This is a genomic window from Stenotrophomonas sp. (genome assembly GCF_032066555.1).
In the GTDB taxonomy this organism is placed as follows: Bacteria; Pseudomonadota; Gammaproteobacteria; order Xanthomonadales; family Xanthomonadaceae; genus Stenotrophomonas.
This window is the reverse complement of the sequence record NZ_DAMBKV010000001.1, coordinates 404,739-428,981: the sequence shown is the minus strand read 5'-3', so window position 1 is coordinate 428,981 and position 24,243 is coordinate 404,739. Positions and strand designations below refer to the sequence as shown.

General features: G+C 63.8%; 27 protein-coding genes. 7 read left to right on the top strand and 20 right to left on the bottom strand.

All coding sequences use genetic code 11. From position 1 onward, the window contains the following. Positions 1 to 218: 218 nt before the first annotated feature. Positions 219 to 731, bottom strand: a complete 513-nt coding sequence (locus tag RT131_RS01980; RefSeq protein WP_313169776.1) for a hypothetical protein — start codon at positions 729 to 731, stop codon at positions 219 to 221. 28 nt (positions 732 to 759) lie between these two features. Then, positions 760 to 1,398, bottom strand: coding sequence for a hypothetical protein (locus tag RT131_RS01975; RefSeq protein ID WP_313169775.1), 639 nt, complete (start codon positions 1,396 to 1,398; stop codon positions 760 to 762). Here RT131_RS01975 and upp point away from each other — a divergent pair. Further along, positions 1,397 to 2,029 (top strand): uracil phosphoribosyltransferase, encoded by a 633-nt coding sequence (upp, locus tag RT131_RS01970; RefSeq protein WP_313169773.1) that lies wholly within the window; start codon positions 1,397 to 1,399, stop codon positions 2,027 to 2,029. The two genes, RT131_RS01975 and upp, sit on opposite strands and share 2 nt — an antisense overlap. Positions 2,030 to 2,087: 58 nt before the next feature. Then, positions 2,088 to 2,498, top strand: coding sequence for a g-type lysozyme inhibitor (locus tag RT131_RS01965; protein WP_313169771.1), 411 nt, complete (start codon positions 2,088 to 2,090; stop codon positions 2,496 to 2,498). 116 nt (positions 2,499 to 2,614) lie between these two features. Here RT131_RS01965 and RT131_RS01960 read toward each other — a convergent pair whose 3' ends face one another. The 7 genes from RT131_RS01960 to rsmD all read right to left on the bottom strand — a co-directional run bounded on the left by RT131_RS01960 (position 2,615) and on the right by rsmD (position 9,079). Then, a complete protein-coding gene (locus tag RT131_RS01960; protein ID WP_313169769.1) occupies positions 2,615 to 3,451 on the bottom strand; it encodes an alpha/beta hydrolase in 837 nt (278 codons plus the stop codon). Positions 3,452 to 3,547: 96 nt separating this feature from the next. Then, the gene (locus tag RT131_RS01955; RefSeq protein WP_313169767.1) at positions 3,548 to 4,438 is read right to left on the bottom strand and encodes an MBL fold metallo-hydrolase; all 891 of its coding nucleotides are present in this window, start codon (positions 4,436 to 4,438) and stop codon (positions 3,548 to 3,550) included. Between the two features lie 514 nt (positions 4,439 to 4,952). After that, complete coding sequence (gene ggt / locus RT131_RS01950) at positions 4,953 to 6,695, bottom strand: gamma-glutamyltransferase (protein WP_313169766.1); 1,743 nt, start codon at positions 6,693 to 6,695, stop codon at positions 4,953 to 4,955. Next, positions 6,692 to 6,976, bottom strand: a complete 285-nt coding sequence (locus tag RT131_RS01945; protein WP_313169765.1) for a YfhL family 4Fe-4S dicluster ferredoxin — start codon at positions 6,974 to 6,976, stop codon at positions 6,692 to 6,694. The genes ggt and RT131_RS01945 overlap by 4 nt, the downstream gene beginning before the upstream one ends. Before the next feature lie 454 nt (positions 6,977 to 7,430). After that, a complete protein-coding gene (locus RT131_RS01940) occupies positions 7,431 to 7,919 on the bottom strand; it encodes a hypothetical protein (RefSeq protein ID WP_057629976.1) in 489 nt (162 codons plus the stop codon). 39 nt (positions 7,920 to 7,958) lie between these two features. Beyond that, positions 7,959 to 8,462 (bottom strand): pantetheine-phosphate adenylyltransferase, encoded by a 504-nt coding sequence (gene coaD, locus RT131_RS01935; RefSeq protein WP_282268816.1) that lies wholly within the window; start codon positions 8,460 to 8,462, stop codon positions 7,959 to 7,961. Next, on the bottom strand, positions 8,459 to 9,079 hold the full coding sequence (rsmD, locus tag RT131_RS01930) for a 16S rRNA (guanine(966)-N(2))-methyltransferase RsmD (RefSeq protein ID WP_313169762.1): 621 nt from the start codon (positions 9,077 to 9,079) through the stop codon (positions 8,459 to 8,461). The genes coaD and rsmD overlap by 4 nt, the downstream gene beginning before the upstream one ends. A 201-nt stretch (positions 9,080 to 9,280) precedes the next feature. On the opposite strand from rsmD, the gene htpG reads away from it, so the two are divergent. From htpG to RT131_RS01910, 4 genes are all read left to right on the top strand, one after another. Next, positions 9,281 to 11,185: a molecular chaperone HtpG gene (gene htpG / locus RT131_RS01925; protein WP_313169760.1), complete on the top strand. Its 1,905-nt coding sequence runs from the start codon at positions 9,281 to 9,283 to the stop codon at positions 11,183 to 11,185. Between the two features lie 462 nt (positions 11,186 to 11,647). Next, positions 11,648 to 13,018 carry a signal recognition particle-docking protein FtsY gene (gene ftsY / locus RT131_RS01920; protein WP_313169758.1) on the top strand — a complete coding sequence of 457 codons (1,371 nt, stop codon included), beginning with the start codon at positions 11,648 to 11,650 and terminating at the stop codon, positions 13,016 to 13,018. 152 nt (positions 13,019 to 13,170) lie between these two features. Beyond that, positions 13,171 to 14,226, top strand: a complete 1,056-nt coding sequence (gene mutY / locus RT131_RS01915) for an A/G-specific adenine glycosylase (protein WP_313169756.1) — start codon at positions 13,171 to 13,173, stop codon at positions 14,224 to 14,226. A 17-nt stretch (positions 14,227 to 14,243) separates the two neighbouring features. Next, positions 14,244 to 14,519: an oxidative damage protection protein gene (locus tag RT131_RS01910; RefSeq protein ID WP_312369868.1), complete on the top strand. Its 276-nt coding sequence runs from the start codon at positions 14,244 to 14,246 to the stop codon at positions 14,517 to 14,519. A 151-nt stretch (positions 14,520 to 14,670) separates the two neighbouring features. Here the strand turns inward: RT131_RS01910 and RT131_RS01905 are convergent, their stop codons facing one another. The 10 genes from RT131_RS01905 to RT131_RS01860 form a co-directional block, all read right to left on the bottom strand. Continuing rightward, positions 14,671 to 15,132 (bottom strand): DUF6491 family protein, encoded by a 462-nt coding sequence (locus RT131_RS01905; RefSeq protein ID WP_313169754.1) that lies wholly within the window; start codon positions 15,130 to 15,132, stop codon positions 14,671 to 14,673. A 106-nt stretch (positions 15,133 to 15,238) separates the two neighbouring features. Next, the gene (gene lolD / locus RT131_RS01900; protein WP_313169752.1) at positions 15,239 to 15,949 is read right to left on the bottom strand and encodes a lipoprotein-releasing ABC transporter ATP-binding protein LolD; all 711 of its coding nucleotides are present in this window, start codon (positions 15,947 to 15,949) and stop codon (positions 15,239 to 15,241) included. Continuing rightward, positions 15,942 to 17,183, bottom strand: coding sequence for a lipoprotein-releasing ABC transporter permease subunit (locus RT131_RS01895; RefSeq protein WP_313169750.1), 1,242 nt, complete (start codon positions 17,181 to 17,183; stop codon positions 15,942 to 15,944). Before RT131_RS01895 ends, lolD begins: the two co-directional genes overlap by 8 nt. A 24-nt stretch (positions 17,184 to 17,207) precedes the next feature. Beyond that, on the bottom strand, positions 17,208 to 17,588 hold the full coding sequence (locus tag RT131_RS01890; protein ID WP_313169748.1) for a hypothetical protein: 381 nt from the start codon (positions 17,586 to 17,588) through the stop codon (positions 17,208 to 17,210). Between the two features lie 19 nt (positions 17,589 to 17,607). Next, positions 17,608 to 17,862: a succinate dehydrogenase assembly factor 2 gene (locus RT131_RS01885; protein WP_313169746.1), complete on the bottom strand. Its 255-nt coding sequence runs from the start codon at positions 17,860 to 17,862 to the stop codon at positions 17,608 to 17,610. Positions 17,863 to 18,082: 220 nt separating this feature from the next. Continuing rightward, positions 18,083 to 18,868, bottom strand: coding sequence for a succinate dehydrogenase iron-sulfur subunit (locus RT131_RS01880; RefSeq protein WP_313169744.1), 786 nt, complete (start codon positions 18,866 to 18,868; stop codon positions 18,083 to 18,085). An 18-nt stretch (positions 18,869 to 18,886) separates the two neighbouring features. Further along, complete coding sequence (gene sdhA / locus RT131_RS01875) at positions 18,887 to 20,677, bottom strand: succinate dehydrogenase flavoprotein subunit (RefSeq protein ID WP_313169742.1); 1,791 nt, start codon at positions 20,675 to 20,677, stop codon at positions 18,887 to 18,889. 3 nt (positions 20,678 to 20,680) lie between these two features. Further along, on the bottom strand, positions 20,681 to 21,064 hold the full coding sequence (gene sdhD, locus RT131_RS01870; protein WP_303746727.1) for a succinate dehydrogenase, hydrophobic membrane anchor protein: 384 nt from the start codon (positions 21,062 to 21,064) through the stop codon (positions 20,681 to 20,683). Next, complete coding sequence (gene sdhC / locus RT131_RS01865; protein ID WP_313169738.1) at positions 21,061 to 21,453, bottom strand: succinate dehydrogenase, cytochrome b556 subunit; 393 nt, start codon at positions 21,451 to 21,453, stop codon at positions 21,061 to 21,063. The genes sdhD and sdhC overlap by 4 nt, the downstream gene beginning before the upstream one ends. Positions 21,454 to 21,507: 54 nt before the next feature. Next, on the bottom strand, positions 21,508 to 21,681 hold the full coding sequence (locus tag RT131_RS01860; RefSeq protein WP_313169736.1) for a DUF1674 domain-containing protein: 174 nt from the start codon (positions 21,679 to 21,681) through the stop codon (positions 21,508 to 21,510). Between the two features lie 39 nt (positions 21,682 to 21,720). Between RT131_RS01860 and RT131_RS01855 the strand changes: the two genes are divergently transcribed. Further along, a complete protein-coding gene (locus tag RT131_RS01855) occupies positions 21,721 to 22,578 on the top strand; it encodes a folate-binding protein (RefSeq protein ID WP_313169734.1) in 858 nt (285 codons plus the stop codon). A gap of 302 nt (positions 22,579 to 22,880) precedes the next feature. On the opposite strand, the gene ugpC is transcribed toward RT131_RS01855, so the two are convergent. Further along, on the bottom strand, positions 22,881 to 23,975 hold the full coding sequence (ugpC, locus tag RT131_RS01850) for a sn-glycerol-3-phosphate ABC transporter ATP-binding protein UgpC (protein WP_313169733.1): 1,095 nt from the start codon (positions 23,973 to 23,975) through the stop codon (positions 22,881 to 22,883). Positions 23,976 to 24,243: the final 268 nt, after the last annotated feature.

Below are 24,243 nucleotides of genomic sequence, written 5' to 3'. Positions count from 1 at the left end.
GATGGGTGTGCACGGTATGTCCGTCCGGTTACGCGACAGTTACAGTGACACAGCGGGAATGTTTCAGTCTGTTACCTGCCGGGTACAGCACGGGCAGGCACAACCAGGCGTGCAATGCGTCACCTGCTTGGCCCCCGCTGCAGCGGCACGATGGTTTGCCAATCGTTGCCCGGACGAGGCGGGCCGCAGGCGGCATTCCGCATTGCCTGACGCCGCAGTCACCTGATACGGATCACGCCAATCCTGCTGACGAAACCTTCCACCTGCATTTCGTAGACGCCATCTGCCTTTCGGGTGAGACATACCCTGGGGTCATCCTTCGACCCGGAAGAATGCCCTCCACGCACCTGCCGCCAGACCTGTCCATTGGCAAGTGCGAACTCGGTTTTCCCGCTCCATCCGTTGAACCTGCCCTTGATCACCGATTCGATACGGATGGCATTCTCGATACGGGCTGAAGCGGAACGCTCCACCGTGCGTATCCGCAGCACCTCGGCGCCCACCCCCATCTCATTGCTCGACGGGCATACGATCACCTCGCCCCGGGGCCTGTCCATGTAGCCGGGGCCAGCCGTGACTTCCCACACGCTACGATCGGCCAAGGCAATGATCTCGCCCTGGCGTCCATCCAGACGATCGGGTGCAAGCACGCTGGCCACATGGCACTCCCCGCCCCAACCCAGGCGTGGCAGCAACACCCCCACGACAGCCATCCATGTCATTGCCCGCATGTGTGCTCCTGTTGGACCGCGCGCGTCATCAGCGCTGTCGTACCGTGACCGTGGCAGACACGCCTTCAACCGACATCTCATGACCACCAGCCCGCCGCCTCAACGTTACCCGCGGAGAGCTGCCAAACGCGCGCTGCACGCGCCCGTCGGTCTGCTGCCAGATCTGCCCGTTCTCCAACAGGAACAAGGTTCTTCCCGTCCATCCTTCAAAGCGGCCTTTTATGCGGCTTTCAATGTCATGGGAGCCAGCAACCGACGCCGCACGGGAACTTCGCGCACTTGCCATGGAGTCAACATCCACGTCCGGGTACGCCATCGCATCGGGGGCCCGGACATAGCCGAACTCCGCGTCGTAACGGACCATCCGGTAGTACGCCCCGTCCTGCTGTCGACGCCGCAGCGGCTCCAGGCGACCATGCCCCAGATCGATGTACGCCACGCCGTTGCGAAAGATCACTTCGCCGGGGTTGACCACCTCCTGCTCCAATGGCGGCAGCACCGGCAGGGCGTTCCCATGCCCCGTCCACATTGCGAGCAGCAACACTGCCAGCCTGGCAATCCCCGGGTTGCACATGCGCCTGTTTTCCTTGGGCTCCCTCTTCGACTCCACAAGGTACACGCACCGGGGCGCTAAAATGGCAGCCCCCTCCTGCTCGATCACTCCCATGAAAATCGTCGAAGTCCGTCATCCCCTGGTCCAGCACAAGATCGGCCTGCTCCGCGACGCCTCCATGAGCACCAAGGATTTCCGTGAGGTGGTCAATGAACTGGGTACCTTGCTGGCCTACGAGGCCACCGCCAACCTGGAAACCGAGAGCCACACCATGGACGGCTGGGCCGGGCCGGTGCAGGTGCAGCGCATTGCCGGCGCCAAGATCACCGTGGTGCCTATCCTGCGTGCAGGCCTGGGCATGCTGACCGGCGTACTGTCGCTGATTCCCGCCGCGCGCGTAAGCGTTGTCGGCCTGCAACGCGACGAAGAAACCCTGCAGCCCGTACCCTACTTCGAGCGCCTGACCGGCCGCCTGGAAGAACGCGATGCATTGATCCTGGACCCGATGCTGGCCACCGGCGGCACCTTGATCGCCACCATCGACATGCTCAAGCGGGCCGGCGCCCGGCGCATCAAGGGCATCTTCCTGGTCGCCGCACCGGAAGGCCTGAAGGCACTGGAAGCCGTACATCCGGACGTGGAGGTATATACCGCCGCCATTGACGAGCGCCTCAACGAAAAGGGATACATCATGCCGGGCCTGGGCGACGCCGGTGACCGCATCTTTGGTACCCGGATCGGTTGACCCTCGCAACCTGCCCGTTGAAGATCGCCACGATCACCCTGCCCGAAAGGTGGATACGATGAAACGCGCACTTTTCCTGGCCCTGGCAGCGGCACTGGCAGTTGCCATGCCCACCGCCAGTGGCGCCGACAAGGTCACCACCACGCCCGTCCAGTTTGCCAAGGGCACGAGCAGTTTCAGCACCACCCACAGCCTGCAGGGCTACGACAGCGTGAACTACACGCTGGCTGCCAAAGCCGGGCAATCCATGCGGATAAGCCTGACCGGCAACAGCAACGTCGGTTTCAATATCTACGCCCCCGACGACATTCCCGGCGTTGCCACGGCTCTTGGCAGTGGCAGCGAGGGGCAGGACTGGCACGGCGTACTGTCCGCCTCCGGAACCTATACCGTGCAGGTGTATCAGGTGCGTGCGGCGGCCCGCCGCGGCAGCCGCGCGACCTATGCGATCAGCTTCGCGATTCACTGACGGCATTCCTGCGGGTGCTTGCCACGGCAATGCAGGCGTCATCACACGGGTGGAATGAAGGGCGGCTCAAGCGCCCTTCTCCGCTGCCAGATCACGGATCGCCCCGTATCTGCACATCAACGGCGCAGCCAACGTTCATCCGCGGGAGTGGGTGCCGCCAATACCTCCCGCGCCTGCTCATCCTGCAGCAGTTGCGCCCGCAGGAATGCGGTCCCCAGATCGCGAGCACGCTCGAACAGGAGTTCCGGTTCTCCGCCGATCAGATTGTGATCGCCGCCGGCAAGCACCACGCCGGTCTTGTCGCCGGCAGGCGCCGTTTCCACGGGATAGAGATGGTCCACCGGGTCACTGACGAAGCCCGGCACCAGGTCCTTGTCCCCCGTGACCAGCAACAGCGGCACTGCCAATGAGGCATACGACTGTTCGTTGATCAGGCCCGGAATGCGCCCCGGGGAGGAAAAACCAAGCACAGCCACGACCGATGGGTCACGCAACGGCCCAAGCCCGCTCAGGGCGCCGCCCAGCGCTGCCGAAATCAAGGTCCCCAGACTATGGCCGGTCGCGGCAACCGGCTTTCCCGGCCAATGTGCAGCCGCGTAAGTGCTGACCGCGCGCATGTCGGCAAACCGTTCGCTCAAACCCTGCTGCAGCGAGAAACGCTCACGCTCCGGATACTTCATCGAATCCACATGCAGCGGCGCCAACACCACGAATCCGGCATCCGCCCACGACCGCAGCAGGCGATCGTAGCGTTCGGGCCAGGCCCCATGTCCGGATGAGAACAACACGACGCCGCGCACCTGTGTCGGTTCCCAGATCGCCAGCGTGGTGGAGCGCTCGGCACTGACCTGTAGCGGCAGTACCTGGCTGGGAGCCGCCAGCGCGATAGCCGCCGGCCCCAACAGCATGAGCACGGCGAGTCCGGCACGTTGCAGCAGAGAATGAAGTTTCAAGACATTGCCCCGATCTGGATGATGGGACCAATGTCGGTTTTGAAGACTTCCGGAATCAGTGCCGGAAGTCAGTTTTTTCAGCTGCCGTTGGTCAGTTCAGGCGGCCAGGGTCCGCGCCTTCAACTCGCCGACTTCATGAGCGGTCGCAAAGCGCCCCTTCTCATCACGCACCACCTGCGCCATTGCGCACTGCGGATCATGGGTGAAGAACAAATGCACGTTGCGCGCCAGTTTGTCCTCAAGGAACGCCCGCTTCTCGTCGATCAACAACTCGGCATTGCGGTCATAGCCCATGGTGATCGGCACATGTACCCAGGAGCGCCCCGGGATCAGATCCGCGCAGAACACCACGCCGCCGCGCGGCTGGCCGTTGACCCGCTCGGGGCCGACGATCTCGGCCAGCATCAAGCCTGGCGTGTGACCGTCACTGAAGCTGAAACGCACCGATTCGCCCAGCGCTTTCGAATAGGCGCCGCTGACGATCTCAAGGCGTCCACTGGCTTCCAGCAACCCGCTCAATTCGGGAATGAAGCTGGCCCGATCACGCGGATGCGGATGCTTGGCCCGCTCCCAATGTTCCGCGCCGATCACGAAGGTCGCATTGGGAAACAACAGCTCCGGCTCGCGACCTTCCGACCACGGTGCCAGCAAGCCCCCTGCGTGATCGAAATGGAGATGACTCAGCACCACCACGTCGATGTCTTCATGCTCGAAGCCTGCTTCACGCAGCGAATCGATCAGCACATGGCGCGGCTCCTGTACACCGTAGCGCTCACGCAACTTGGGCTCGAAGAAAGCACCGATGCCGGTTTCGAACAATACGGTCTTGCCCCCCAACGGACTGGCCAGCAACGCCCGGCATGCCAGTTCAATGCGGTTGGCGTCATCGGCCGGCGCCCACCGTTCCCACAATGCCTTGGGGGCGTTGCCGAACATTGCACCGCCATCGAGTTTTTGCGAGTTACCGCGAATCGACCATAGTTTCATATGAAAAATTCTACCCGCAGCGCGTTAAATATTCGCAAGGAATCGGCGCCGGATAATTGACGGGCGGTCGATGCAGATAGGAAACGCGCTGTTATGTGATGTTTGGCGGCGGCGGGGCGCCGAAGGGCCGTGGTTTGGGTTTTTGTTTGGGTTTTTGTTTGGGTTTGGGTTTGGTCCTGCCCCTGCTCTCATGCCGTCATTCCCGCGAAGGCGGGAATCGCTCTTGCCCTTCGCCTTTCGATCTTCGCTCTTCGCCCGTTTAACTCAGCCCTCACCCGCCCGTTCCCCCAAGCGGAGAAGCAACTGCAAGAACCAGAGCAGGAGCGATTCCCGCCTTCGCGGGAATGACGACTGTAAAGCGAAGCCAAAGCGATTCCCGCCTTCGCGGGAATGACGACTGTAAAACGAAGCCAAAGCGATTCCCGCCTTCGCGGGAATGACGGCAAAGATCAAGAGCCAACGCCTTTCCCGCAGCCAAATAAAAACCCCGCCGAAGCGGGGTTTTCTGGTGTCCTCAGTCAGCCTTGCCCGACTTGCGAACCTCGGCACTACCCACCGGGTTGCGCGGATCGCTGCCGCCACTGAGCACATTGCTGCGCCGATCCCACTCCACCGTCTGCAGGTTGCCCCAGACATGGCTGGAACCGCGTCCGCCTTCGGCCGAGTCGCCCGGCAGTTCAACCTTGTGGCCCATCGCCTGCAGCTGCCTGGCGACCTCCGGCGAGAACGCGCCGGTTTCCGCCGAAATCTCATCCGGCAACCACTGGTGGTGATAGCGCGGCAAGGCGGCTACCTGCTGTGCGTCCAGACCGGCGTCATAGCCGAGGATGCCAAGCAGGACCATGGTGATGATGCGGCTGCCACCCGGCGTACCAATCACCACGACCTTGTCATCGTTTTCCATGAAGGTCGGCGTCATCGAGCTGAGCATGCGCTTGCCCGACTTCGGCGCATTGGCCTCGTAGCCCATCACGCCAAAGGCGTTGGGGGTACCCGGCTTGAGCGCGAAGTCGTCCATCTCGTTGTTCAGCAGCACGCCGGTGCCCGCCGGAATGAGGCCCGAGCCATACAGCAGGTTCACCGTCTGGGTGCCGCCAACGCGGTTGCCTTCGCTGTCGATGATGGAGAAATGCGTGGTCTCGTCGTCTTCCAGCGGCGTCGGGTTGCCCGACAGCAGGTCACTGGGGGTGGCCTTTTCCGGATGGATGGTGGCGCGCAGGCCCTGCGCGTAGTCGCGGCTGGTCAGCACCTTCTGCGGGATGTCGACGAAGTCCGGATCACCGAGGAAGAACGTACGGTCGCGATAGGCACGACGCATCGCCTCCACCACCAGGTGGGTGCTGTGTGCCTGATCCATCTTGGCCAGATCCCAGGGCTCCAGGATCTGCAGCATCGAGGCCAGCGCGATACCGCCGGAGGATGGCGGCGAGGCCGTGGTGATCTTCCAGCCACGGTAGTTGAACACGATCGGCTCACGGGTCTTGACCGTATAGCCGGCCAGTTCCTCGGCAGTCCAGCGGCCACCGGCCTGCTTCACGCCGGCCAGCAGCTTGCGCCCGGTCTCGCCGCGGTAGAAGCCATCAAAGCCGTTGGCGGCCAGCAGCTGCAGCGTATGCGCCAACTCCGGCTGCTTGAAGATATCGCCCTCGGCAATCGGCTTGCCGTTGCGCAGGTAGACCTCACGGGTCCCCGGGTAACGGTCCATGACTTCGCGGCGGGTGGCATAGCCACGGGCCATGCGTGCATACACCGGGAAACCATCGGTGGCCACGCGGATTGCCGGTGCCAATGATTCGCGCAGCGGCAGCTTGCCATGCTCGCGCGCCAGCTTCACCAGCGCTGCCGGCAGACCTGGGATACCGGCTGACCACGGGCCATTGACCGAACGGTCGCGGTCCAGCTCACCATTCTTGTCCAGGAACTGCTCGGGCGTTGCGGACTCGGGCGAGGTTTCACGCGCATCCAGCATCAGGTCCTTGCCGGTCTTGGCGTCGTGCAGCAGGAAGAACCCGCCACCGCCCAAACCCGAGCTGATCGGCTCGACCACGGCCAAGGTGGAGGAAACGGCTACCGCGGCATCGAACGCATTGCCGCCCTTGCCAAGGATTTCCATGCCGGCCTGGGTGGCCAGCGCGTGGCCACTGGCGATCGCCGCGCCATCGGGATGTGCGGCACGCGCCGGCGCGGTATCGGCTGCCCACGCAGCCGGTGGCAGCACCAGTGCGAACAGCAGCAGGGAACGGGCAACGAGTTTCATGCCGTTGGATTCTCCGATTGGTAAAACTCAGGGTGATCACGACGCAGGCCGGCCAGCTTGGCCAGCAACTGGTCTTCGGTTTCGACGATCTCCGGGTCCGGGTCGATGCATTCGACCGGGCACACCACCACGCATTGCGGCTCATCGAAATGACCGACACATTCGGTACAACGGGCCGGATCGATCACATAGATCGTCTCGCCCATTGCGATGGCCTGGTTGGGACAGGCGGGCTCGCAGACGTCGCAGTTGACGCAGAGCTCATTGATTTTGAGTGACATTGTTGCGGTGTTCCCGTCGGAGCGGGGCTTGCAACCGGCGACTGCCGGTTCATCGGTCCTGCTGTTCATGGCCTGCCAGGGGCAGCGCCGACAGCAAGCTTACCGGATACTGGTTTTGCCGGGGCCCAAGACATTGCTTCCACAGCGTTCTGCGTGTGTGAATGCCGGCTTTGTTGGGGCCGGGCCTGCGCAGCGTTGGTCTGTTTACGCCAGACGGGAGCTGGGGCAACGGCAAGAGCGACCCCCGCCTCCGCGGGGATGACGCGCTGGCAAAGGCGGAGCCGCTACGCGCCCCCGCGCCCGCTGGAACAGGGCTCAAGCCAGAGCAGACCTGCAACAGAAGCCAAAACCCGAGCCAGAGCAGTAGCTAGAGCAACAGCCAGAGCGATCCCCGCCTTCGCGGGGATGACGCGCTGGCAAAGGCGGAGCCGCTACGCGGCCCCGCGCCAGTGCGTCACTTGGCTTCGACGAAGATGTAGTCGGCGCCGGTCGGCTTGACGATGGTCTGCACGCGGGCGTTGTCAGCGGCATCGCCGATGAACACCACACGCACGCCCTTCATCGAGTCAGCCTGCACGTCCTTGAAACCGGTTTCGATCAGGTCGGCCATCTTGGCCGAGTTCGACGAACCGAAAGCCAGCATGTTGCCCGGCTGGATGCCACGGCCGATGGCGGTGGTGGCGCTCTCGACCTGGCGGTCGTACTTGGCGGCGAATTCCGGATCCGATGCCGGCGGCAGGTAATACAGGAACGGGCTTGCAGTGATGTTGCCCATGTTCTGCACCGCAACTGCCTGCAGGTACTTCTTCCAACCCGCGTCGTCATCCTTGGCCGGGGCGACCAGCGCCTGCTGCGCTTCGACTACCGGTGCTTCTTCTTTCTTGCAGGCCGTTACAGCCAGCACCATCGAGGCGGCAAGCAGCACGCGCATCGTGTTCTTCATGATCGTTCTCCCGTTGAAAAGTGGTGTTACTGAAAAGATTCACTGCCCGCGCGCTTCGCGGGCCTTGCGCAACGCCTCAAGCACAGTGGCCGGCACGAAACCGGAGACATCCCCGCCCAGCCGCGCGATTTCACGCACCAGCGAGGAGGAAATGAAGCTGTGCTGCTCGGAGGGGGTAAGGAACAGCGTCTCCACCTCCGGAATCAGGTGGCGGTTCATGCTCGCCATCTGGAATTCGTACTCAAAATCGGACACCGCACGCAGACCACGCAGCAGCACCCCGCCGTGCACCGAGCGCACGAAGTGGGCCAGCAAGGTGTCGAAGCCGACCACTTCCACGTTGTCGTGGTGTTGCAGCGCTTCCACCGCCAACGCCACACGCAGCTCCAGCGGCAGCGTCGGCCCCTTGGAGGGGCTCTGCGCCACGCCGACCACCACCTTCTCGAACAGCGGCGCGGCGCGGTTCACCAGGTCGATGTGACCATTGGTGATCGGGTCGAAAGTGCCCGGGTATACGGCGATGCGGCGATTGGCTGAAGTCATGCGGGTTCGGTCGCGTTCATGTCGCCGCGAAGTGTAGCAGCGGCCCGGCGGTAGAGGGCATAGGCCACCTCACGGGTGTTGCCCTCGCGCCATAGCTGCCATTCGGCAGGCAGCTGTAATGCCGCATCAACCGGCGCCTCAAGGTACAACCAGGCGTCGGCGGCCAGATGCCTGGGCAGGCGTGCGATCACCTGGTCCCACAAGCCGTCGGCAAAAGGAGGGTCCAGAAACACCAGATCGGCCTGCGCGGGCGGCGCACTGCTCAGCCATTGCAGGGCATCGCCGGCAATCACCTCGACCAGCTCCCCTGCCTCCAGCCTACCAACCACCCCGCGAAGGGCGGCCACCAGCCGTGGATCGCGCTCCACCAGCTGTGCCGACGCCGCACCGCGCGATACCGCCTCCAGCCCCAGCGCGCCGCTGCCGGCAAACAGGTCCAGGACACGTGCGCCCGGCAATTTGGGCATCAACCAGTTGAACAGGGTCTCGCGGACCCGGTCGCTGGTCGGACGCAGACCCGGCAATTCAGGCACCTGCAAACGGGTATTTCGCCATCGGCCACCGACGATGCGCACCTGGCCGGTGCCGACCGGCGCCTTGCCTCGGGCCGGACTCATCCGGCCCGCACCGGCAAAACCAAGGACAAAACGCGGCAAATCAAATACATCGGCAACCCGGGTTCACCAGCTTCAAGTGCTGCAGATGATAGACCAGCGCCCACCCCGGCCGCGCCTGACTTGAAATCGGCCCATTCACCCTTACCCAAGCTGCAGCCGTCGCGCAGCTGCGCGCCCCATCAGCAACGGAGCACCCGACCGATGACCAACCCGAATCACAAGGAAACCCGCGGTTTCCAGACCGAGGTGAAGCAGCTGCTGCACCTGATGATCCACTCGCTGTACTCGAACAAGGAAATCTTCCTGCGCGAGCTGGTGTCCAATGCCGCCGACGCCGCCGACAAGCTGCGTTTCGAAGCGCTGACCCAGCCCGAGCTGCTCGAAGGCGGCGCGCCGCTGCGCATCCGCATCGAGGCCGACCCGGCCGCGCGCACCCTGACCATCGACGACAACGGCATCGGCCTGAGCCGCGATGAGGCCATCGCCCACCTCGGCACCATCGCCAAGTCGGGCACCGCCGAGTTCCTGAAGAACCTGTCCGGTGACCAGAAGAAGGACTCCAACCTGATCGGCCAGTTCGGCGTGGGCTTCTATTCGGCCTTCATCGTGGCCGACCAGGTCGACGTCTACAGCCGCCGTGCCGGCCTGCCGGCCAGCGAGGGCGTGCATTGGTCGTCCAGGGGCGAAGGCGAGTTCGAGGTCGAGACCATCGACAAGCCCGAGCGCGGCACCCGCATCGTGCTGCACCTGAAGGAAGGCGAAGACAGCTATACCGATGGCTGGCAGCTGCGCAGCCTGATCAAGAAGTACTCCGACCACATCGGCCTGCCGATCGAGCTGCAGAAAGAACACCACGGCGACGACGCCGACAAGCCGGCCACGCCGGAGTGGGAGACCGTCAACCGCGCCAACGCACTGTGGACCCGCGCCAAGTCCGAGATCACGGACGAGGAGTACAAGGAGTTCTACAAGCACATCGCCCACGACCCCACCGATCCACTGGCCTGGACCCACAACAAGGTCGAGGGCAAGCTGGAGTACACCTCGCTGCTGTATACCCCCGGCCGCGCCCCGTTCGACCTGTACCACCGCGACGCGCCCAAGGGCCTGAAGCTCTATGTGCAGCGCGTGTTCGTCATGGACCAGGCCGAGCAGTTCCTGCCGCTGTACCTGCGCTTCATCAAGGGCGTGGTCGATTCCAACGACCTGCCGTTGAACGTGTCGCGTGAAATCCTGCAGTCCGGCCCGGTGATCGACTCGATGAAGTCGGCGCTGACCAAGCGTTCGCTGGACATGCTGGAGAAGCTGGCCAAGGACAAGCCGGAGGACTATGCGGGCTTCTGGAAGAACTTCGGCCAGGTGCTGAAGGAAGGCCCGGCCGAGGATTACGGCAACCGCGAGAAGGTCGCCGGCCTGCTGCGCTTCGCCTCCACCCATGACAGCAGCGGCGAGCAGAGTGTCGCGCTGGCCGATTACGTCGGTCGCATGATCGAAGGCCAGGACAAGCTCTATTACCTGACCGGCGAGAGCTACCAGCAGGTCAAGGACAGCCCGCACCTGGAGGTGTTCCGCAAGAAGGGCATCGAAGTGCTGCTGATGACCGACCGCATCGATGAGTGGCTGATGAGCTACCTCAACGAGTTCGATGGCAAGTCCTTTGTCGATATCGCCCGTGGCGACCTGGACCTGGGCAAGCTGGAGACCGAAGAGGACAAGAAGGCACAGGAAGAAGTCGCCAAGACCAAGGAAGGCCTGGCCACGCGCCTGAAGGCCGCGCTGGGCGAGGAAGTGGCCGAAGTCCGCGTCTCGCACCGCCTTACCGATTCGCCGGCGATCCTGGCCATCGGCGAGCAGGACCTGGGCCTGCAGATGCGCCAGATCCTGGAAGCCAGCGGCCAGAAGGTGCCGGACAGCAAGCCGGTATTCGAGTTCAACCCGGGCCACCCGCTGATCGAGAAGCTGGATGCCGAGCCCGACATGGACCGCTTCAACGACCTGGCCCACGTCCTGTTCGACCAGGCCGCGTTGGCCGCTGGCGACAGCCTGAAGGACCCGGCCGGCTACGTCCGCCGCTTGAACAAGCTGCTACTGGAACTGTCGGCCTGACGACCCGCACCCTCCCTTAGCGCAACGAAGGGAGGGCTGCCCTGTAGTGCCGAGCCATGCTCGGCAGGGGCTTTCCCGGCAACTCCTGTAGTGCCGAGCCATGCTCGGCAGAGGCTTTCCCGGCAATTCCTGTAGTGCCGAGCCATGCTCGGCAAAAGCTTTCCCGGCAATTCCTGTAGTGCCGAGCCATGCTCGGCAAAAGCTTTCCCGCTAAAGCCACAAAGCTGCCCTCCCCCCAACCCTTCTCCCGTGAACGGGAGAGGGGCTTCAATCAACAACGGCCCGTAGTGCCGAGCCATGCTCGGCAGAAGCTTTCCCGCTGAAGCCCAAAGCCGCCCTCACCCCAACCCCTCTCCCGTGAACGGGAGAGGGGCTTCAATCAACTGCCCTTGCGCTAGCCTCATGCCGGCCAAGTGACCGCCGGTGGTAACATAGACATCTGATTTCAGGCCTTTTTCCTCCATGTTCAGCTTTTTCCGCCGCAAAAAGACCGACGACGCCCAACAGTCCGCCAAGCCGTCCACGCTGAGCCCCGAGGAACTGGCCGCCGCCTTCCCACAAGCACCCTCGGCACAGGCCCCCCTGCCAGCAGAACCGTCGCCGGCCGAAGTACCCGTGGCAGCACCGGCAACTGAAGTTGCCGCCGCACCCGTAGCCACGCCTGAGCAGGCTGTCGAAGTCGAAGTCGAAGCCGCGCCTGTCGCCGCAGCGATGCCGGCCGCAGCCCCCATTGCCGCCGAATCACCCTCGCCTGCAATCTCGCCTGCGATTGTCGAACCTGTCGTCGTCGCCCTTGCCGCCCCGACACCTGCACCTGCAGCACCCGCACCCGCACCCGTTGTGGCCGAGATCAGCAACGCCAACGACTCCGACGCAGCGCTGATTCCAGCCAACGCCGCACCTGCTGCCCCGGCCGGCAAGCTCGGCTGGCGCGACCGCCTGCGCAACAGCAGCTTCGCGCGCAGCTTCGGCGGCCTGTTCTCGCGCAACCCCAAGCTCGACGACGACCTGCTCGACGAGATTGAAACCGCCCTGATCACCGCCGACGTCGGTGTGCCGGCCACCACCGCGCTGGTGGAAAACCTGCGCAAGCGGATGAAGTCGCGCGAGTTCGCCGACGCCAACGCCTTGCTGGCGGCACTGCGTGCCGACCTGATCGCACTACTGCAGCCGGTCGCCAAGCCGCTGGTCATCGACACCAATGCAAAACCATTCGTGATCCTTACCGTCGGCGTCAACGGCGTCGGCAAGACCACCACCATCGGCAAGCTGGCCAAGCGCTTCAAGGACCAGGGCCATAGCCTGATGCTGGCCGCCGGTGATACCTTCCGCGCCGCCGCCGTCGCCCAGCTGCAGATCTGGGGCGAGCGCAACGGTGTGGCCGTGGTCGCCCAGGGCCAGAACGCCGATGCCGCATCGGTCGCCTTTGATGCCCTGCAGGCCGGCAAGGCGCGCGGCACCAGCGTGCTGATCGCCGACACCGCCGGCCGCCTGCACACCCAGACCGGCCTGATGAACGAGCTGAGCAAGATCCGCCGCGTGCTGGGCAAGATCGACGAGACCGCGCCGCATGAAGTGCTGATGGTGATCGACGGCACCACCGGCCAGAACGCGCTCTCGCAGCTGCGCCAGTTCCACGCCGCTGCAGGTGTAACCGGCCTGGTGGTCACCAAGCTGGACGGCACCGCCAAGGGCGGCGTGGTATTCGCACTGGCCCGCGAGTTCGGCATCCCGATCCGCTTCGCCGGCATCGGCGAGCGCCCGGAAGACCTGCGCGTGTTTGATCCGGAAGCCTTCGTCGACGCGCTGCTGCCGCAAGCGCTGGGCGCTTGATCTGAAGCCCCTCTCCCGTTTACGGGAGAGGGGTTGGGGTGAGGGCAAGCTCTACAAGCAGAATCAAAAGCTCCCCTCATCCGCCCCTTTCGGGGCACCTTCTCCCGCAAGCGAGAGAAGGGAAACGCGCAATCGCAAGCCTTCGCGAGCCCATGCCCAACTTCCCCAGCCAACTCCTGACCTGGTTCGACCAGCACGGCCGCCACGATCTGCCCTGGCAGCATCCGCGCTCGCCCTACCGGGTGTGGCTGTCGGAAATCATGTTGCAGCAGACCCAGGTCGCCACGGTCATCCCGTACTTCCAGCGCTTCGTGCAGTCCTTCCCGACGCTGGCCGACCTTGCCGCTACCGACAACGATACGTTGATGGCGCATTGGGCCGGCCTGGGCTACTACGCGCGCGCGCGCAACCTGCATGCCGCAGCCAGACAATGCGTCGAGCTGCATGGCGGCGAACTGCCGCGCGATTTCGATGCCCTGCTTGCCCTGCCCGGCATTGGCCGCAGCACCGCCGGCGCCATCCTCAGCCAGGCCTGGAACGACCCGTTCGCGATCCTCGATGGCAACGTCAAGCGCGTCTTGACGCGCTATCACGGCATCAGCGGCTTTCCCGGCCTGCCCGCCATCGAGAAACAACTGTGGGCGCAGGCCCAGGCCCATGTCGCACAGGTACCGGCCGGGCGCATGGCCGACTACACCCAGGCGCAAATGGACTTCGGCGCCACCCTGTGCACGCGGGCAAAGCCCGCCTGCATCCTGTGCCCGCTGCAGAACAGTTGCGCCGCGCATGCGCAGGGTCTGGTCGATGCACTGCCAACCCCCAAACCCAGCAAGGTGCTACCCGAACGCGAGGCCAGTGCGCTGCTGCTGGAAGATGCACAAGGCCGCATCCTGTTGCTCAAGCGCCCTCCCACCGGCATATGGGCCTCGCTGTGGACCTTGCCGCAGGCCGAGACCGACACCGAACTACGCGAATGGTTTGGCGCCACGGTGAAGGGCGATTACGACAACGCCGACGAGCTGCCGCTGATCGTGCACACCTTCAGCCACTACCGCCTGCATCTGCAGCCACTGCACCTGCGCAAGGTCGCACTCAAGTCCAAGGTCGGTGACAATGCCGATCTACGCTGGGTAGCGCGTGACGAACTGGCCGCACTCGGCCTTCCCGCCCCCATCCGCAAACTGCTGGATCGTCATCCGGCGCATTGATTCGACAGGACCCCACCATGCCCCGCTCCGTCTTCTGCCAATACGAACAACGCGAAACCGAGGGTCTGGATTTCGTGCCCTATCCGGGCGAACTGGGCCAGCGCATTTTCGCCAACATCGGCAAGCAGGCCTGGGCCGCATGGCTGGCGCACCAGACCATGCTGATCAACGAGAACAGGCTGTCGCCGCGCGACCCCAAGCACCGCGCCTTCCTCGAGGAAGAGCTGGTGAAGTATCTGTTCGCCGGCGGCGCGGAAAAGCCGGCCGGCTACGTCGCGCCGGAAGCGGAATAAAGCCGGACCCCTGTAGTGCCGAGCCATGCTCGGCAGGGGCATTCCCCGCGCCCCTGTAGTGCCGAGCCATGCTCGGCAAGGGCTTTACCGGCGGCGGTTGATCCGTGCATGAAGGCCCCTGCCGAGCATGGCTCGGCACCACAGGGGGGCTTCAATTCGTTTCGCGGCCCTGATCTGCGGCACGCTCGGAAATCTTGGCTTCACGCAGCTCCTTTTCAGAGGAGCGCAAGGCCTTCACGTCCAGCGGCTGGATGCTTTCGATCCGGCATGGCACATGGGCCATCGGCCCGGCACCATGCACGATGACGCGGTCAAACCGTGCCGACACCTGCCCCAACATATTGGTCACGGTGATCGCCGGCGAAAACGACAGGTCCGTACACGGCCCGCTCAGATTCAACAGCCAGGCTTCATTCGGGCGTGTCCATACCGCCAACGCGCTATCACCGAGCTCGGTCCAGCCGTTGAGCGAGCCGAAATACCGGAAGCTGTTGACCGGCTCACCAGCATGCGCGCGATACAGCTCAAGGCGCTCGGCGCTGGTCAATTTGCCGGTGGTCGCACACCCGCCAAGAACAACGGCAAGCAACGTCGCAACAAGTACTTTCTTCATGGCAGCAATCCTCTTTGAAGGAAACAACCTGGTTCCATGACCGCAAGCACCAACCAGAGCATGGTAGTCCCTTGGCGATCAGGGGACTACATCCGCCAAATACCGCCTAGACCCCACTGCTGGCCAGTTCATGCAACCGCCCCTGGCGCAACTCCAACACACGGTCCAGCTTGCGCGCCAGACTGCGGTCATGAGTGACCAGAACCAGGCTGGTGCGGTGGACGCGGTTCAACTCAAGCATCAGATCGAACACGGTCGCGGCGGTCTTGTCGTCCAGATTGCCGGTGGGCTCGTCGCCAAGCACGCAGCCTGGCTGGTTGACCAGGGCACGCGCGACCGCGGTACGTTGACGTTCGCCTCCGGACAGCTCGCCCGGCTTGTGATCCAGGCGGTGGCCCAGCCCAACCGATTCCAGCAGCGCCTTGGCGCGGACGCTGGCACCGGCCGGGTCACTGCCTCCCAGCATCACCGGAATCATCACATTCTCAAGCGCGGTGAATTCCGGCAGCAGGTGATGAAACTGGTAGACGAAGCCCAGTGAGCTGTTGCGCAGCTTGCCGCGCGCGGCATCAGACAGCGCCGACATCCGCTGACCGGCGACATAGACCTCGCCGGCAGTGGGAATATCCAAGCCGCCCAACAGGTGCAGCAAGGTGCTCTTGCCTGCGCCCGAGGCGCCCACGATGGCCACGGTTTCGCCCGCGGCCACGTTCAAATCCAGGCCGTCGAACACCGGCGTGTGCATCTTGCCTTCGGCGTAGGTCTTGCCCAGTCCCTCGGCGCGGATTACCGATTCCATCAATGCGTTCTCATTCATAGCGCAGCGCCTCCGCCGGCTGGGTGCGGGCTGCGCGCCACGCCGGGTACAGGGTCGCGGCAAAGCTCATCAGCAGCGCCACCACGGTGATCACCACGATGTCGCCGGTCTGCATGTCGGTCGGCAGGCCGGTGATGTAGTACACATCTTCCGGCAGCAGCTTGATGTTGAAGATGCTCTCGATCAGGCCAAGGATGCGTTCCAGATTGAGGGTCAAGGTGATGCCGCTGATCACGCCGACAATGGTGCCGAACACACCGATCAAGGTGCCCTGCACCATGAACACCTGCATCACTCCGCCCGGCGTCAGGCCCAGGGTACGCAGGATGGCGATATCAGCCTGCTTGTCGGTGACCAGCATCACCTGCGAGGACACCAGGTTGAATGCGCCCATCGCTACGATCAGCGACAGCAGGATGCCCATCACCGTCTTTTCCATGCGCAGCGAGTGGTAGAGATTTGCGTTCTCCTGCGTCCAGTCACTCACCCGGTAGTAACCGTTCAGGTTGACCGCCAGATCGCGGGCCACGGTATAGGCCTGGTCCATGTCGTGCATTTTCAGGCGCACGCCGGTAACACCGTCCATGCGCAGCACCCGCTCCATGTCCTGCATGTTGGTGAAGGCGACGCCGCGGTCGACTTCATTGGAGCCGGCCTCGAAGATGCCGCTGACCTTGAAGCGCTTGACCCGCGGCATGGCGCCCATCGGCGTGCCCTGCACCTCGGCCAGCGTCGCCACGACACTGTCGCCGACATCCACGCCCAACCAGATCGCCAGCTCCTTGCCGACCACCATGTTGAATTCGCCGGGCTGCAGGCTGTCCAGCTTGCCCTTGGTCATCTTCTCGGCCAGCACCGAGACCTTGGATTCCTGCGCCGGGTCAACGCCCTGGATGATCGCGCCCTGCACCCGCAGGCCGCTCAACATGCCCTGGATCTCGATATACGGCGCGGCACCGGCCACGCGCGGATCCTTGGTCGCCACGTCGATGGCGTGCTGCCAATTGGCCATCGGCTCGCCGTCGGCGCTGACCGTGGCATGGGCCGACATCTGCAGCAGGCGGTCGCGGATCTCCTTCTGGAAGCCACTCATCACCGCCAACGTGGTGATCAGCACCATCACCCCGAGCGCGATGCCGAGGATGGACGCCATGGAGATGAAGGAAATGAAGCCGTTGCGGCGCTTGGCGCGCAGATAGCGCAATCCGATTGCGACAGGTAAGGGTTTGAACATGCGTGTCTGCCCGTGAACTGGCAGCTATGGTGCCACTCCCGGCGGCTGGCGGGAAACGCCATGTGCCTTTACGGCCAGTCGCAGTTCACGTCGCCGCGCACGCGGCAAGGTATCCGGCCAGAACAGCAGCTGCCGGCACCGCCGGCCCGATCGCCAGCGCAACACCAGCAGCGGCCCCCGCTCCAGCAACTCGACCCGCTCCATCGGCATTCCATCGACGCTGGGCACTGCCGGCGGCGACGGTATCAGCAGTTTGCATCCGGGCCTGCGCGACTCCGTCCGCGCCTGCATCAGCCCCACAGCGAACACGCACGCGGCCGACGGCCAGGCCAGCGCGGGCGGCAGATCACAGTTCAACAGGGAAACGGCGGCGAGCGCCGCCAGGCCTGACAACGCGCCGGTCAACCAGCGCGACGGGCGCCACTCATACCGGAAGGGAGCGGATGTAACTGATGAGCGCTGCCTGCGACGCATCCGGACAGGCCTCGTAGCCCATGGACCAGCGCCACAACTTATCGTCTTCGGTCTCCAGCAACTGCAGGAAAACCTCGCGTTCGGCGGCAGGTGCATCCAGCCAGCGGCGGTCAAGATAACGGCCGAACAGCTGATCAAGCTCACGCATGCCGCGCCGGCAGCGCCAGCGCAGCTTCTTCAACAGGATTTCGTCTTCGGTCTGCATGGCTCTGAGCTCAAGCCCCTCTCCCGTTTACGGGAGAGGGGTTGGGGTGAGGGCAGCTCCTGGAGGAATTCATCCAGACCGCCACTCAACATTCAACAAAGGCAGCGTCAAAAGCTCCCCTCATCCGCCCCTTCGGGGCACCTTCTCCCGCACGCGGGAGAAGGGAGAACAACTGCACATCAAGAGCTGGAACCCCAGCTTGCGCCGGGGCAAGCCCGCATCAAGCGCGGCGCGCCATCATCAGCTTCTTGATCTCGGCAATTGCCAGTGCCGGGTTCAGGCCCTTCGGGCAAGTGCGTGCGCAGTTCATGATGGTGTGGCAGCGGTACAGTTTGAACGGATCTTCCAGATCGTCCAGGCGTGCGCCGGTGTCTTCATCGCGCGAATCGATGATCCAGCGATAGGCCTGCAGCAGGATCGCCGGGCCCAGGTAACGCTCGCCGTTCCACCAGTAGCTCGGGCAGCTGGTCGAGCAGCAGGCGCACAGGATGCACTCGTATAGGCCGTCCAGCTTCTTGCGGTCGTCCGGCGACTGCAGGCGTTCGCGGTCTGCCGGTGCCGGGGTCTGGGTGCGGATCCACGGCTTGATCGAGGCGTACTGCGCGTAGAAGTGGGTCAGGTCCGGAACCAGGTCCTTGACCACGTCCATGTGCGGCAGCGGGTAGATCGGCACCTCGGCCTTGCCGCAATCGGCGATGGCGCGGGTGCAGGCCAGGGTGTTGGTGCCGTCGATGTTCATCGCGCACGAACCGCAGATGCCCTCGCGGCAGGAACGACGGAAGGTCAGGGTCGGATCAATCTCGTTCTTGATCTTGATCAGCGCGTCCAGAACCATCGGGCCGCACGCATCGAGATCGATCTCGTAGGTGTCGGTGCGCGGATTCTGGTTGTCGTCGGGGCTCCAGCGGTAGATCTTGAAGGTACGCGTGTTCTTCGCACCGCTCTTGGCGGGGAAGTGCTTGCCCTTGGTCAACCGGGAGTTCTTCGGGAGTGCAAATTCAGCCATGTTCGTAAGTTCCCCGGATCAGTAGACGCGCGGCTTCGGCGGCACCACGGACACGTCATCGCTGAGCGTGTACATGTGCACCGGGCGGTAATCGAAGCTGCACTTGCCCTTGTCGTCGACAGTGACCAGCGTGTGCTTCTGCCAGTTGACGTCGTCGCGGTCCGGGTAGTCCTCGTGCGCGTGGGCGCCACGGCTTTCCTTGCGCTGCTCGGCCGAGTTGATGGTCGCCACCGCGTTGAGCAGCAGGTTGTTCAGCTCGTAGGTTTCGATCAGGTCCGAGTTCCAGACCAGCGAGCGGTCGGAAACCTTGACATCCTGGAACGAGTCGAACACTTCGGCCATCTTCTGGCAGCCTTCTTCCAGCGACTTGCTGGTGCGGAACACCGCTGCATCGTTCTGCATGGTGCGCTGCATGCGGTCACGGATGACCGAGGTCGGCGTATCGCCATTGGCATGACGCAGCTTGTCCAGCAGGCCCAGCGCCTTGTCGCAGGCGTCGGACGGCAGGGTCTTGTGCGGCGCACCCGGCTTGATCGTCTCGGCGCAGCGGTTGGCCACGGCGCGACCGAACACCACCAGGTCGAGCAGCGAGTTGGAACCCAGACGGTTTGCACCGTGCACGGACACGCAGGCCGCTTCGCCGATGGCGTACAGGCCCGGCACCACCGCATCGGGGTTGTCGCCGACCTTGCGCACCACTTCACCGTGGTAGTTGGTCGGGATGCCGCCCATGTTGTAGTGGACGGTCGGGATGACCGGGATCGGCTGCTTGTGCACGTCCACGCCCGCAAAGATGCGCGCGCTTTCGGCGATACCCGGCAGCTTCTCGTCGATCACGCCCGGGCCCAGGTGGGTCAGGTCGAGCAGGATGTGATCCTTGTGCTCGCCGACGCCGCGGCCTTCGCGGATTTCGATGGTCATCGAACGCGACACCACGTCACGCGATGCCAGATCCTTGTAATGCGGTGCGTAGCGCTCCATGAAGCGCTCGCCACTGCTGTTGCGCAGGATGCCGCCCTCGCCTCGCACACCTTCGGTGATCAGGCAGCCGGCGCCATAGATGCCGGTCGGGTGGAACTGCACGAATTCCATGTCCTGCAGCGGCAGGCCGGCACGGGCCACCAGGCCGCCGCCGTCACCGGTACAGGTGTGCGCCGAGGTGGCGCTGAAGTAGGCACGGCCGTAGCCGCCGGTTGCCAGCACCACACCCTGCGAACGGAACAGGTGCAGGGTGCCTTCGGCCATGTCCAGGGCGAGCACGCCGCGGCAGACGCCTTCGTCGTCGAAAATCAGGTCGAGTGCGAAGTACTCGATCATGAACTGCGCGTTGTGCGCCAGCGACTGCTGGTACAGGGTGTGCAGGATGGCGTGGCCGGTACGGTCGGCGGCAGCGCAGGTACGCTGCGCGGACGGGCCTTCACCGTACTTGGTGGTCATGCCACCGAACGGACGCTGGTAGATCTTGCCTTCTTCGGTACGCGAGAACGGAACGCCGTAGTGTTCCAGCTCGATGATGGCCGGGATGGCCTCACGGCACATGTACTCGATGGCGTCCTGGTCGCCCAGCCAGTCCGAGCCCTTGATGGTGTCGTAGAAGTGGTAGCGCCAATCGTCCTCGCCCATGTTGGCCAGCGCGGCGGAAATACCGCCCTGCGCTGCCACGGTGTGCGAGCGGGTCGGGAAGACCTTGGTGATGCAGACGGTCTGCAGGCCCTTCTGTGCCAGGCCAAACGTTGCACGCAGGCCAGCGCCACCGGCGCCGACGACGACCATGTCGACCTTGTGTTCAGTAATGTTGTAAGCGGACATGTATCAGTTCCCAAACGCGATGCGGGCGACCGCAAAGATGCTGACGATGGCGCCGAGCACGGCGACGAACTTGACCGTGGTCTGCAAGGCCAGGGCCATCAGCGAGTTGTGGATGTAGTCCTCCAGGACCACCTGCAGGCCAAGCTGGGCGTGCCAGAACATGGCGACCAGGAAGCCGCCCAGCAGGATCGCGTTCCACGGCTTGGAAATGGTTTCCACAGCGGTAACGTAATCGGCACCCATCAGGCTCAGCACCAGGCACAGGAACCAGATGGTCAGTGCGACCAGGGCGGTTGCAGTCAGGCGCTGGTGAACGAAGTGCTCGGTGCCGGACTTGGCGCTGCCAAGCCCACGCGCGTTCTTCAACGGGGTACGGTACTTGCTCATGCGCCAGCTCCCATGCAGACGTAGGCCCAGATCAGCGCGGTCAGCACCAGCGAGGCGATCACCGACATCCAGCTGCTGCGAATGAAGGTGGCCTTGGCGTAGCCGATGGCGAAGTCCTGCACGATATGACGAATGCCATTGCACAGGTGGTAGGCGAAGCACCAGCTCCAACCGAACAGGATCACCTTGCCGTACCAGGCACCGGCATGGGTGGTGAAGCAGTTCCAGGACTCAGGGCCCATCATCAGGGCGAACAAGCCGCCTGCGATGATCAGGGAACCGACAGTCAGAATGATGCCGGTTACTCGATGCAGGATCGAGGTGGCCATCTGGATCTGCCAGCGATACACCTGCAGGTGCGGAGAAAGGGGGCGGGGTCTGTTCGCCATTCGCTGACTCGTATCTCGGCTGGGCGGCTCAATGCCGCGTTGGCTCAACGCTGCTCAGAAATCGATGCAGCGCCCGTTTTTCTCCCAATCGCCATACCGCACCGGATCAAGTCCGCCGCGGCCGCCTATTTCCTGGGGCACCGGAGTCACCTCGGGAAGCGGCTGCTTCGCGGGGACCAACGGGGCTTCAGCTTCGGGCTCGGGAGTGGGGGTTGTTTGGCCTATCATTAGTGGTCTCGCAACGCACAAATTTTAGTCCTCAGTCACGTGTCTGACAACCTCGCCCCTGCTTTCACCGGTTTCCGCACACTTTCCAAGGCTCAGATCGTGAGCCTTGCGGGAGCCGATGCGGTCGCTTTCGCCCAAGCTCAGTTCGCCAATGACGTGCCCTCGCTGGCCGACGGTCACTGGCAATGGAGCGCCTGGCTGACCGCCAAAGGCCGCGTGCTGTCTATCTTTCAGCTGCTACGGGTGGACGCACAGACCCTGCTGCTGATCTGCCACGACGGCGGTGCCGAGGCCATGGCCGAGCAGTTGCGACGTTTTGTATTCCGCCGCAAGGTCGTCATCAGCCATGCCAGCGCGCTGGCAGTGAACGCGGCGCTGGATGTGCCCGCCGCGGCGCATGGCGCGCAATTGGCGCAGCTGGCCGATGCGGTCATCGAGCTGGATGTGGGTAGTGCGGAGGTTCCACGCACCCTGCAGATCAGCAGCGTGGCCGCTGCCGTCGACGACACGGCTGAATTGGCCTGGCGCCAGTCCGACCTGCGTTTCGGCCTGCCGCGCCTGGATGATGCCCAGCGCGAGCAGTGGACGCCGCAACAGCTCGGACTGGACCGACTGAACGCCTATAGCGTCAAGAAAGGCTGCTATCCCGGCCAGGAAATCGTTGCCCGCACCCACTTCCTGGGCAAGGCCAAACGCTCGCTGGCACTACTGGAATGCGCATCATTCGCAAATTCTGGTGCCGCGGTCCAACATGGCGAAAGCAACATCGGCACCATTGCAAGCGTGGCTGGCCCGCTTGCACTGGCTGTACTGCCCCTGGAATTGCCGGAAGGGCAGCTTCTGGTCAATGGCGAGGCCGCCAGCATCCAGCCGCTGCTGGAAGGCCTGGCCCGCTGAGACCCTGTAGTGCCGAGCCATGCTCGGCTGAGGCTTTACCGGTAGAGCCTCTACCGAGCATGGCTCGGCACTACAGGGCATTTCCGGTAGAGCCTCTGCCGAGCATGGCTCGGCACTACATGGCATTCCCGGTAGAGCCTCTACCGAGCATGGCTCGGCACTACATGGCATTTCCGGTAGAGCCCCTGCCGAGCATGGTTCGGCACTACATGGCATTCCCGGTAGAGCCCCTGCCGAGCATGGCTCGGCACTACATGGCATTCCCGGCAGAGCCCCTGCCGAGCATGGCTCGGCACTACCGGTCAGGTTCCGGCTTCGATGCGATTGCCACTGGCCACTTCAAAAAAATGCAGCTTCGGTGCGCTCACCTCAACTGCGATCTCCTGCCCAACCTGCGGCAGCTGCTGCGGCGGCACCCGCATGACCAGCGCCTGCTCGCCATAGCGCAGATTGACGAAAATCTCGTTGCCTACCGGCTCCAACCCTTCGATGCGCGCCTTGAATGCCGCCGCACCACTGCCCGGCTGCAGATGCTCAGGCCGCACGCCTACAACCAACGGCTTGCCAATCCACTCCGCGCCCAGCGCGACAGCGCCCAACGCCACTTCGCCGCCCTCGTCCAGCCGCAGCACCGCAGCACCCGCGGCATTGCGTTGCACCTGCCCACGCAACATGTTCATCGCGGGGCTCCCGAGAAAACCCGCAACAAACAGATTGACCGGCCTGTCATACAGCGCCATCGGCGTGTCTATCTGCTGGATCACGCCCTCGTTGAGCACGACGATGCGCTGCCCCAGCGTCATCGCCTCGACCTGGTCATGGGTGACATAGATCATCGTGGTACCGAGCTTGCGATGCAGTTGCGCGATCTCGGTGCGCACCGAATGACGCAGTTTCGCATCCAGATTGGATAGCGGTTCGTCCAGCAGGAACACCTCCGGCTCGCGTACCAGCGCACGGCCAAGTGCAACGCGCTGGCGCTGACCACCTGACATCGCGCGCGGCAGTTTGTCCAGCATCGATGTCAGGCCTAGCGAATCGGCGGCATCCTGTACACGACGCTGCACCTCGGCCTTGTCATGCCCACGCAGCTTCAAGCCGAAGCCCAGGTTCTCTGCAACAGTCATATGCGGGTAGAGCGCGTAGTTCTGGAACACCATCGCGATGTCCCGATCCTTCGGCGCGACGTCATTCACCACCCGCTCGCCGATGCGCAGGCTACCGGCCGTGATCTCCTCCAGCCCCGCCACCATTCGCAGCAGTGTGGACTTGCCACAGCCCGATGGCCCCACCAGCACCATCAACTCACCATCGGCGATGTCGAAACTGGCGCCGGCCACGGCCACCTGACCGTTGTCATACACCTTGCGCACACTGTCGAATTGAACCTTGGCCATCACTACCTCGTCGCGAGTCGAAACCTGGCGCTGCAGAACACTTGCGTTACAGCAAGAGAACAGTTTCCTGCAATCGTATACATCCGAAACATTGTGCACGGTAAGCATATTCATATGGCACCATCGCAGTCGCTCTTACATGGCACCTGCGCTCCGCTGCACGGACCCGCTTCCGCCTTCTTGGCATGCTGCATTGCACAAGCCCAGGTTGCCCACGCCCGCCCCCTCGCGCCGATGGACGCGGACGTCCCCATCGCGGCGCAGGCCT